Here is a 10,164-nt window from a genome sequence, read left to right as displayed (position 1 = left end):
GGCGTACAGAGTGGTTGTCCGCATGCCTACTTTGTCACCGTTTGCAGGACCGCCGCCACCCACCCCCCAGCCCCCGTGGCGGCGGTCTGTCTTGCTGACTTTTGACGGCCCAGAGCGTCCGGCGGCGCTCGCCGGTCACCGCACCATGGTCTCGCGATCCCAGGCCTGATAGTCGGGCGAGCCTTCGATGCGGATCGGACCATCGTAGCCGTACTCCACCATGTGCACGGTCACATAGTCTTCTCCGAAAAACACCACGCCATAGGATTGCGGCAGGTCGGACGCGCTCAGCAGCTTGGTCTCCGAGAACAGGGGATAGCTTGCATGATTGGTGCCGCGCAGCGACGAGACGGGCACGCCAGCGACCGAACCGGCCAGCGGCAGATGACAATGCCCGAAGAAGACGTGACGGATCTTCGACCGGTTGCGGCCGACGAGACGCCGGAACGGTGCGTCGTCGAGCAGGCGGATCTGGTCGAGCGGCGCCAGATGCACCGGCATCGGGTTGTGATGCATGAACAGCAGGAATGGCCCGCCATGCTCGGCAAGCCGTGCCTCGAGCCAGCCGAGGCGCTCGTCGCAATAGCGGCCGGCATGCGTGTCCGGATGAGCGGTGTCGAGGAACAGGCAGCGACCGGCGACGGTGTCGTGGATGCCCTGGACGAAGCCGTTGTCGTCGGCGAGGTCGGGGAAGACGCTCAGGAAGGCAGCGCGCCGGTCATGGTTGCCGATGCACAGCCGGACCGGCAGCGGATATTCGTCGAGCTGTTGCTTCAGCCAGTGATAGTCGGCGGCATCGCCCCAATCCGAGAGATCACCGGTGATCACCATCAACTCGGCGTCGTGGTGATCCTTCAGGGCATGCGCCAGCGCCCGTTCGAAATTGGCGCGCGGATCGCGCCCGCCGATGGTTGCGCCGGGCGCCGTCAGGTGAATGTCGCTCAAGTGAATCAGCTTCATCGTTCTTTCCCGTTCCTGCGGCACGGGGCGCCGGTGGCGCCCCGTGATTGGCAGGCGTTGTGGGCTCAGCGCGCGGCGCCGGTGGCGCCCCGTGATTGGCAGGCGTTGTGGGCTCAGCGCGCGGCGCCGGTGGTCTTCGGCAGCAGCTTCTGCACATCCGCGGTCATGTCGGCGAGGACGGCCTCGGGCTCCCTGGCGCGGGCGCCCGAGACGATCGAATTGAGGTGATCCTTGATCACGTCGGTGATCTTCAGGCCGTTGTCGCCGGGGAAGGCGTACCATTTGGTGAGCAGCGGGAGCTGGCCGACCGCGGTGTAGTTGTTGGGGTTCTTGACGTAGAAGTCCTTCAGATAGACCTCGTTGGCGACCTTGTTGGGCGGCATGTAGCCGGTGGTCTCCGCCATGATCGCGGCGCCCTTGGCGCCGGTCCAAAACTTCACCGCTTCCCAGGCGGCGTCGCGCTTGGCCTTGTCCTTGGCGAGGATCAGCACGACATTGCCGCCGGCCGGCAGCCTGCCGTTCGGGGAAGCCACGTCCGGGAACGGGATCGTCTTCAACGCGAACTTGCCGCCCGTCATCTGGGTGACCTTGTTGAGGTCGGAAGTCGAGGTGATGTGAAAGCCGGTCTTGCCGGCCGCGAACGCCGCGCGCATCGACGGCTGGTCGAGATTGGGCATGCCGCCCTCGTTGACGAGCCGCGCTATCGTGTTGATGGCGAACTTGCCTTCCGGCCCGTCGAAGGCGACCTTGGTCTCGTCGGCATTGAGCATGGTGCCGCCGCGCGCGAAGACCGGGGCTTGCCACAGCCAGTTGCCGGTGATGTCCCAGGCATAGGTGACGCCGTTGGTGTCGTTGCCGAGCGCCTTGATCTTCCTGGCGAGCGCGATCAGTTCGTCCCAGCTCTTGGGCAGATTGTCCACGTCGCCGCCGGCCTGCTTCACGAGGTCGAGATTGACGTAGACGATCGGCAGGGAGATCGCGAACGGAAGGGCGTAGACCTTGCCGCCGGCGGTGCCGATGTCATACATCGCCTGGTGGAAGCCCTGCTTGTCGAAATCCTTTTCGGCGGCGATGTAGCCGCCGAGCTCGGCCGGGATGTTCTTGTCGACCAGCACGCGGATGCGGTTCAGGCCCTGGAAGGACACGTCGGGCATCTGATTGGTGACGGCCTCGCGCAGCACCTTCTGGGTGGCGTCCTCGTAGGATTCGTAAGGCGCGCGCATGGTGACCTTGATCTCCGGGTGCACCTTGGCGAACTCCTCGGCGATGCGCTTGTGGGTCTCGGTGAACAGCTCCGGATAGGGATACTGCATCACGATCTCGGTCTTGGTCTGCGCGAGCGCAGAGCCGGCCGCGAGCGACAGAGCCGCCGCGGCGATGATCGACTTCAGCATGGATAGTCTCCTGTTTGAGGTGGTTTCGGTTACTTGATCCCGGTGAGGGTGATGCCCTCGATGAAGCGGCGCTGGGCAAAGAGGAAAGCGATCACGAGCGGGGCAATGATCACCATCGCCGCGGCCATCAGCGGTCCGTAGCTGGTGCCGGCCTCGTTGTTGCGGAAATGGGCGACCGCAAGCGGCGGCGTGCGCAATTGCTCGCTGTTGAGCACGATCAGCGGCCAGAAATAGTCGTTCCAGTGCGCAACCACGGAGAAGATGCCGAATGCGGTGACGGCCGGGATCGCGGCCGGCAGCATCACCTGCCAGACGATGCCGAATTCGGAGATGCCGTCCATGCGCGCGGCATCGACGAGATCGTCCGGCACGGTCTTGAAGAACTGGCGCATCAGGAAGATGCCGAACACCGAGATCGTGAAGGGCAGGACGAGCGCGGCATAGCTGTCGAGCAGACCGGCCTCGTGCAGCAGCAAGAAGACGGGGATCGCGGTCGCCTGCGGCGGGATCAGGATCCCGAACAGCACCAGCGCAAACAGCGTCTCGCGGCCGAGGAAACGGAGTTTTGCGAGTGCGTAGGCCGCCGGCAGCGCCACCATCACCTGCAGCACGAAGATCGAGACCGTGACGATCACGCCGTTGAGCAGGAAGCGCAGCAGATTGGCCTTGGCGAACGCTTCGCGCAAATTGTCCCGCAGCGCGAACTGGTGCGGGATCAGGTGCAGCTCGCTGGAGAAGATCTCGGTCTGCGGCTTCGACGCGGTCGAGATCATCCAGATGAAAGGCGCGAGCATGACCGCGGCGCCTGCGATCAGCAGGAAATGGCGAAGGATCGCCCGGACCGGGATGGGATGCGCGTTGTTCATGTGTAATGCACGCCGCGATCGGCGAGCCTCGACTTAATCAGCGTGAGGGCGAGAACGAAGACCAGGAAGACGACCGTGATCGCGGCGGCGTAGCCGGAACGGAAGAACTCGAAGCCTTCCGTGTACATGGTGTGGATCAGCACCTCGGTGGATTTCGACGGGCCGCCCTTGGTCAGCACGTGCACAGTGTCGAACACCTGGAAGGAGCGGATGCCGGAGATGACGACGACGAAGGTCGTGACCGGCCCGAGCATCGGCCATGTCACGAGGCGGAAGCGAGCCCAGCCGCTCGACGCGCCGTCGATTTCGGCGGCTTCGTAGAGCTGCTTGGGGATCGAGACGAGGCCGGCGAGGAATAGCACCATGTTGAAGCCGACCGCCTGCCAGATGCCGATCGCGCACAGCGCATAGAGGGCGGTGCTGCGGTCCTGCAACCACGCGAAGGCCGGCAGGCCCGCATTGCGCAACAGCCCGTTCACCAGGCCGAATTGTGGATGCAGCATGAACTCCCACACCACCGCCATGGCGATCAGGGTCGCCATCACTGGCAGAAAATAGATCGTGCGATAGAGGCTGCGCAGGCTCGTGCCGCTCTGGATCAGCAGCGCGATCGCAAGGCCTGCGATCACGGCGCCGGGCACCACGACCACGACATAGGTCAGCGTGTTGCGCAGTGCCGTCCAGAACACCCTGTCGGCGAACAGGTCCTGGTAGTTGGCGAGCCCGATCCAGGAGAAATGCGGCGCGCCGAGCTGATAGTCGGTGAAGGAGAGGGCGATCACGCCGGCGAGCGGACCGAGCAACATGATCAGCATGAGGGCTGCGCCCGGCGCCACAAGGGCGTAGGCGGCGTATGTGCGCCTGCTGCCATGAGCCGGCAGGCTGCGCCGTGCGGTGCGGGCGGGGACGACAGCCGCGTCGATGGTTATCGCGCCGTCAGACATGGGCGGGCTCTCGGATGCGCTCGGACTGCTCCGCTCGCAGCGGAATGCGCTTTCCGGCCGGATCGAAAGCCCGCACGGCGTCGGACGCGAAGCCGAAGGCGACGGGACTGCCCATCGCGGGCAAGTGCCTGACGTCGGCGAGCCGCGCGATCAGGCGCAGCCCGGCGTCGCCGATCGCAAGGTGCACGAAGGCCTCCGCGCCCAGGTTTTCGAGATGGACGACGCTTCCCGAGAACGGCCCCGTGCCGAGGTCGATCCGCTCCGGGCGCACGCCGACTCGGCATTCGCCCGCGGTCGCGCCGCACGCAAGCCGCAAGGCGGTCCCCAGCACGTCGATGCCGCCGTCCTTCCGGATGCGGCCGGGCAGGATGTTGATCTTCGGGCTGCCGATGAATTCGGCGACACGGATATCGCCGGGGTCGTTGTAGATCTCCGCGGGCGTGCCGGCCTGGATCAGTTCTCCGCCCATCATGACGGCGATCCGGCTCGACATGGTCATCGCCTCGGCCTGGTCGTGCGTGACGTAGACGAACGTCGCCTTGAGACGGCGATGCAGCTCGGCGAGTTCGGCGCGCATGTGGACGCGCAGCTTCGCATCGAGATTGGAGAGCGGTTCGTCGAACAGGAAGGCGAGCGGTTCGCGCACCATGGCGCGTCCGACCGCGACGCGTTGGCGCTGTCCGCCGGACAGTTGCCCGGGCTTGCGCCGCAGCAACGGCGCGATGTCGAGCTGCTCGGCGATGGTCTCGATGTCGGCGCGGATGCCCCGCTCCTTGGCGCGCCGGCCCGGCAGCAGCGGGCCGAGCAGCGGCAGCCGTTCGATCGCGGAGAGGCGCCGCATCCGCAACGGCACCGCAATGTTGTCGAAGGTACTCAAATGCGGATAGAGCGCATAGGACTGGAATACCATCGCCAGATTGCGCGCGCTCGGGCGAATGCCGTCCACGGGGCGGCCGTCGATGTGGATTTGCCCGGAATTCTGTGGCTCGAGCCCGGCGATGATGCGGAGCAGGGTCGACTTGCCGCAGCCGGACGGACCGACCAGCGAGATGAACTCGCCGTCCCCGATCCGGAAATCGATGCCGTTCAGGACGTCGGTCCCGTCGAAGGATTTGCGGATTGCGGAAAGCTCGATCTGCGCCATTCGCGCTGGTCCCCTGCTGCCTGTTGCGGCGCGCGAGGAGTAGGGACGGCATCTGACATTCACATAACGGTCAATGGCATTGCCTATGCTGATCCCAGGTTTTGCTTTTGCGGGCCCGTGAGGCCGGCATATCGGTCGTGGAGTTGTCGTCGTGGCGTTGACGTCGTCGCGTGTCCGGGCGGTCAATGCGGTGTTCGACACCGGCAGCTTTGCCGCCGCAGCCAGGAAGTTGGGTGTGTCGCAGCCCGCCGTTGCGCAACTGGTGCGCGACCTCGAGGCCGAGTTCGGTGTTGCCCTGTTCGATCGGCACGGACAGAGCCTGATCGCGACGCCGTTGTGCAGGAGGCTCTATGCTGCAACGAGCCGCATGCAGGCGATCGAGGCCGATGCGATGGCCATCCTGTCGCAGCGTGACGAGCTGACGGGGGGCGAAATTCGCATCGGGCTCGGCAACGCCATGCCGGGCATGGCTCTGATCGCGGCGTTCCGCAATCTGTATCCGAAAATCCAGATCAACATCGAGATCGGCAGCTGGTCGGCCATCATGGCAGCGGTGGTCGACCAGCGCGTCGACGTTGCCGTGCTGCCGGAAGTGCCGCAGGACAACCGCTTCCGTCGCGAGGCCTGCGTGCAGCAGCGCGTCGTCGCGATCTGCCATCCCTTTCACGACCTCAGCCGGGAGTCGCGCGTGTCCGCCCTCAGCCTGATGCAATATCCGCTGGTGTTTCGGACCCGGGATTCCGCGACCCAGCGCGTCGTGGACAGGGCGTTTCGCGCCGTCAATCTGCGCGCCACTCCGGCGATCGTCGTCAACACGCGCGAGGGAATGCTGGAGGCTGTGGCCAACCGGCTCGGTGTCGGCTTCGTCTGGGAGCACGGCTCGAGCCGTATCGATCGCATCGCCAAGGTGGCGATCGCGGAAATCGAGGCGGAAACGCCCGAATACATCTTCTCGTTGGCGGGCAAACGCGGCAAGCTGGTCGAGCTGTTCTATCTGGCCAGAAGTCTGTCGCGCTCGGCGGCCGGTGCCGACATCCTGTCCGCCCCGTGAAGCGGCCGGGCCGGTGGCCCTCGTTGTGCCGTTTCCTTAAAGGTGTGACGGTCCTTTGCTGCAACCGGCATGCTGCGCAGCGAGATGCTACAATTTTGCGAATTTTTGCTCCGAAATTTGGTCAGCCGGCCCAAGATGGGCTATGCTTCCCGTTGCGTCGAGGACAAGAATGAGACGGCGGGAGGAGCCATGGGACACCACCGACGGACGGGGCCGCATCCATGATGACGTTGCCGAGACTGGCGGCTGAATCCCTGGAGGATTTCCTCGGCAAGTTCATGCGTCGCCGGTACGACGAGTCTTCTGCCAGCATCGTCGCGAGCGCGACCCGCACCGCGATGGAATGCATCGGCAACAGCGATGCGCTCTACCACAACATCGAGCATACGATGCTGGTGACGCTGGCGGCCCAGGCCATCCTTCGCGGGCGGAGTCTCCATACCCATCTGTCGGCCGAGGATTACGTCCACGTCCTGATCGCCTGCCTCGCCCACGACATCGGCTATGTGCGCGGGCTGTTCGAGGAGGACGACGCCGACGGCTTCGTGATCGACGCGGCCAACACCAAGGTGTCGCTGCCGCGCGGCGCATCGGACGCCAGCCTGATGATGTATCACGTCGATCGCTCGAAGCTGTACGTGACGCGGCGGTTGCGGCATATCCCCGGGCTCGATCCGGAGCGGATCGCCCGCGCCATCGAAGGCACGCGGTTTCCGGCCCGCGAAGGGCAGGACTATGACGACGAAGCCTCGATCCTGCGCGCCGCCGATTTCATCGGACAGCTCGGCGATCCCAACTATCTCCGCAAGGCCAACGCGCTTTATTACGAGTTCGAGGAGGTCGGCATCAACCGCCAGCTCGGCTACGATTCGCCGGCCGACATCGTGAACCGCTATCCACAATTCTATTGGAATAGCGTCGCACCGCACATCCAGACCGAGATCGGCTATCTCAACAAGACCGAGATCGGCCGGCAATGGATCGCCAATCTCTACAGCAACGTGTTCCGCGCCGAGCGCGACATCTCGCTCTCGGGACCGCAGCGGTAGGTCCCTTCGCGTCGGGGCGTTGGGCGAAAGCTGTCGATCCCATGTCTCGCAAAATGGCTTACGTCACGCTTTCGGTGATCGTGTCCGCCTGGCGCCGGATCGCACGCAGCTCTGCGCCGTCCTTGCGCGCCAGATTGCTGTACTGATTCTTCATCCGGATGTTGGACGCGAACCGCCGTCGGTACTTGTCCAGGAAGTTCCAGTACAGCGTCGTGAAGGGGCAGGCGTACTCTCCGACGGACAGCTTGGGATCGAAACGGCAGTGCCGGCAGTGGTCGCTCATGCGATTGATGTAATTGCCGGAGGCCGCGTAGGGCTTCGTGCCGACGATCCCGCCGTCGCCATGCTGGCTCATGCCGAGGGTGTTGGGCAGCGAGACCCAATCGATGGCGTCCCAGAACATCGACATGTGCCACCGATGTACGTCGTAGGGCCGAACTCCCAGGAGCAGGGCGAACAGCCCAAGCACCATCAGCCGTTCGATATGGTGCGCATAGGCATGGTCGATGGTGTGGCCGATCGCTTCGGCGAGACAGCGCATGTCCGTCTGGCCGGTCCAGTAGAATTTGGGCATCGGCAGGTCGGCATCGAGCGCGTTCTCCTCGGCATAGTGCGGCATGCGCTGCCAATAGATGCCGCGCACGAACTCCCGCCATCCGATGATCTGGCGCGTGAAGCCCTCGAGGGCGTTCAACGGCGCGCTCGTGTTGCGCAGCGCGGCTTCGACGACTTCGAGCGGGCGCAGTCGGTGGAGATTCAACGGCCCAGACAGAACGGAGTGAAAGAGGAAGGGTTCGCCGGACCGCATGGCGTCCTGGTAGGTCCCGAACAGCGGAAGCCGTTCGCTGACGAAATCGTCGAGCTGCGCCAGCCCCTGTTCCCGCGTGACCGGAAGGTCGAAATCGCCGATCTTGCCGGGACTGTCGGCGAAGCGCTGTTCGACCAATCGCAGGACGTCGGTCGTGATCCGGTCCGGAGCACAGGTCGGGCGCGGCGGGATCGGTGGGCCGATCTTGCCAAAGGCCTTGCGGTTCTCCCGGTCGAAATTCCACGCACCGCCGACGGGTCGGCCCGCGCGGTCCATCAGCAGGCCGGTCTTGCGCCGCATGGCGCGATAGAATGTCTCCAGCACCGGGCGGGGATGCTGCTCGGAGAAGCGTGCGAACTCTTCCCTCGAGCACAGGAAATGACGGTCGGTGCGTATTTCGGGTGTTTCGGGCAAGCGGCGCAGCATCTCGGCGACACGCCAGTCGCCGGGTTCGAGCGCGACGGTTCGCTGCGGCCTGAACGCGCGCTGGGCCCTGGCAATCTCGGTCTCGAATTGCCCGGTATTCGAGGGATCGTCGATCTCGACATAGTGCACGCGGCGACCGCGGGCGACGAGTTCGTGCCTGAAGTGGCGCATCGAGGCGAGGAAGTAGGCGATGCGTTTCTTGTGCTGGGGGATGTATGACGCTTCCTCCATCACCTCCATCTGCAGCACGACATCGTGGTCCGGATCGAACCCATCGAATGCCGCACTGTCGGCATCGAGTTGATCGCCGAAGACGATCACGAGATGCCTGATGTCCTTTGTCGTGCCTTGTTCCACAAGTGCTCCGGGGCCGAAATTGTAGCGCAACGTCGAGGTCAACGGCAGCTATGGCGCATGGTTGCAGCTTCCGTCAGTGGAAACGATCATTGCCACACGTTGGATCATGGACCCTGAGACAGCGGTCAAGCAAAAGGGAGATTGGATCATTCGCGGCGGCGGGTTTATGCTGAGCAAAAAGGTGCGACATGCGACAAAAGTCAGTGACCACGGATGTCCTCGACATCACCTATCGCGAATACGGCGCGCCCGACGGCTGGCCCTGCATCATGGGTCACGGCTTTCCCTATGACGTGAACGCCTATGCGGAGACCGCGCCGATCATGGCGGAGGCCGGCGCGCGCGTTCTGGTGCCCTGGCTGCGCGGCTACGGGCCGACGCGATTTCGCTTCCCGGACACGCCGCGCTCCGGCGAGCAGGCGGCGCTCGGGGCCGATCTGCTGGCCTTCATGGACGCGCTCGGCATCGAGCGTGCCGTCGTCGGCGGCTATGATTGGGGCGGCCGCGCGGCCTGCGTGGTCTCGGCGCTCCATCCGGAGCGCGTGATCGGGCTCGTCTCCGGCAATTCCTACAACATTCAGAACATCGCCCGCGCCATGGAGCCGGCCTCGCCGCCGGAGGAGGCTGCGCTCTGGTATCAATATCTCTTTCACAACGAGCGTGGCCGCCGCGCGCTGGAGCGCAACCGGCGCGGCTTTGCCCGCCAGCTCTGGGCGATGTGGTCGCCGACATGGACGTTCGACGACGCGACGTTCGAGAGAAGCGCGGTGTCGTTCGACAACCCCGATTTCGTCGACGTCGTGATCCACTCCTACCGCCATCGCTACGCGCTGGTCGAAGGCGACCCCGCCTATGCGGGAATCGAGGCGAAGCTCGCAAGCCAGCCGCCGATCCGCGTTCCGACCATCGCGATCGACGGCGACAGCGACGGCGTCAATCCCGGCACCGGCCATCACGCGCGCAAGTTTGAGGGCCCGTTCGAGCGGCGTGTCTTCACGAATGCCGGTCATAATTTGCCGCAGGAGCGCCCGGCCGAATGGGCGCAGGCGGTGCTCGACGTGCACAAGGCGGCGTCGCCCCCACGCTGAGAGGCCGCAGCGCCATCAGCAACTCGACGCAAGACCATCTTGCGGAAGTCCGCTGAGCTGACGTGCTGACAAAAAGC

At 64.8% G+C, this 10,164-nt stretch carries 9 protein-coding genes; 3 read left to right on the top strand and 6 right to left on the bottom strand.

Features of this window, described 5'->3' with window-relative positions; translation table 11 throughout:
* Nucleotides 1-135 precede the first annotated feature (135 nt).
* The 5 genes from JQ580_RS16710 to JQ580_RS16690 form a co-directional block, all read right to left on the bottom strand.
* Nucleotides 136-960: a phosphodiesterase gene (locus tag JQ580_RS16710; RefSeq protein WP_212281146.1), complete on the bottom strand. Its 825-nt coding sequence runs from the start codon at nt 958-960 to the stop codon at nt 136-138.
* A gap of 113 nt (nt 961-1,073) precedes the next feature.
* The gene (locus JQ580_RS16705) at nt 1,074-2,354 is read right to left on the bottom strand and encodes an ABC transporter substrate-binding protein (protein ID WP_212281145.1); all 1,281 of its coding nucleotides are present in this window, start codon (nt 2,352-2,354) and stop codon (nt 1,074-1,076) included.
* Nucleotides 2,355-2,383: 29 nt separating this feature from the next.
* Nucleotides 2,384-3,220, bottom strand: coding sequence for a carbohydrate ABC transporter permease (locus JQ580_RS16700; protein ID WP_212281144.1), 837 nt, complete (start codon nt 3,218-3,220; stop codon nt 2,384-2,386).
* Nucleotides 3,217-4,164, bottom strand: a complete 948-nt coding sequence (locus JQ580_RS16695; RefSeq protein ID WP_212281143.1) for a carbohydrate ABC transporter permease — start codon at nt 4,162-4,164, stop codon at nt 3,217-3,219. Before JQ580_RS16695 ends, JQ580_RS16700 begins: the two co-directional genes overlap by 4 nt.
* Nucleotides 4,157-5,308: an ABC transporter ATP-binding protein gene (locus JQ580_RS16690; protein ID WP_212281142.1), complete on the bottom strand. Its 1,152-nt coding sequence runs from the start codon at nt 5,306-5,308 to the stop codon at nt 4,157-4,159. Before JQ580_RS16690 ends, JQ580_RS16695 begins: the two co-directional genes overlap by 8 nt.
* A gap of 151 nt (nt 5,309-5,459) precedes the next feature.
* On the opposite strand from JQ580_RS16690, the gene JQ580_RS16685 reads away from it, so the two are divergent.
* The gene (locus JQ580_RS16685) at nt 5,460-6,359 is read left to right on the top strand and encodes a LysR family transcriptional regulator (protein WP_212281141.1); all 900 of its coding nucleotides are present in this window, start codon (nt 5,460-5,462) and stop codon (nt 6,357-6,359) included.
* Between the two features lie 221 nt (nt 6,360-6,580).
* A complete protein-coding gene (locus tag JQ580_RS16680; protein WP_212281140.1) occupies nt 6,581-7,408 on the top strand; it encodes an HD domain-containing protein in 828 nt (275 codons plus the stop codon).
* A gap of 58 nt (nt 7,409-7,466) precedes the next feature.
* On the opposite strand, the gene JQ580_RS16675 is transcribed toward JQ580_RS16680, so the two are convergent.
* Nucleotides 7,467-9,041: a cryptochrome/photolyase family protein gene (locus tag JQ580_RS16675; protein ID WP_409363207.1), complete on the bottom strand. Its 1,575-nt coding sequence runs from the start codon at nt 9,039-9,041 to the stop codon at nt 7,467-7,469.
* 146 nt (nt 9,042-9,187) lie between these two features.
* Here JQ580_RS16675 and JQ580_RS16670 point away from each other — a divergent pair, with 146 nt between their 5' ends.
* Complete coding sequence (locus tag JQ580_RS16670; protein WP_212281139.1) at nt 9,188-10,087, top strand: alpha/beta fold hydrolase; 900 nt, start codon at nt 9,188-9,190, stop codon at nt 10,085-10,087.
* Nucleotides 10,088-10,164: the final 77 nt, after the last annotated feature.

Origin of the sequence: Bradyrhizobium sp. SZCCT0148, from assembly GCF_018129985.1 — a bacterium.
In the GTDB taxonomy this organism is placed as follows: Bacteria; Pseudomonadota; Alphaproteobacteria; order Rhizobiales; family Xanthobacteraceae; genus Bradyrhizobium; species Bradyrhizobium japonicum_H.
The sequence above is the reverse complement of the archived record's forward strand: the minus strand, read 5'-3'. Positions and strand labels throughout refer to the sequence as shown.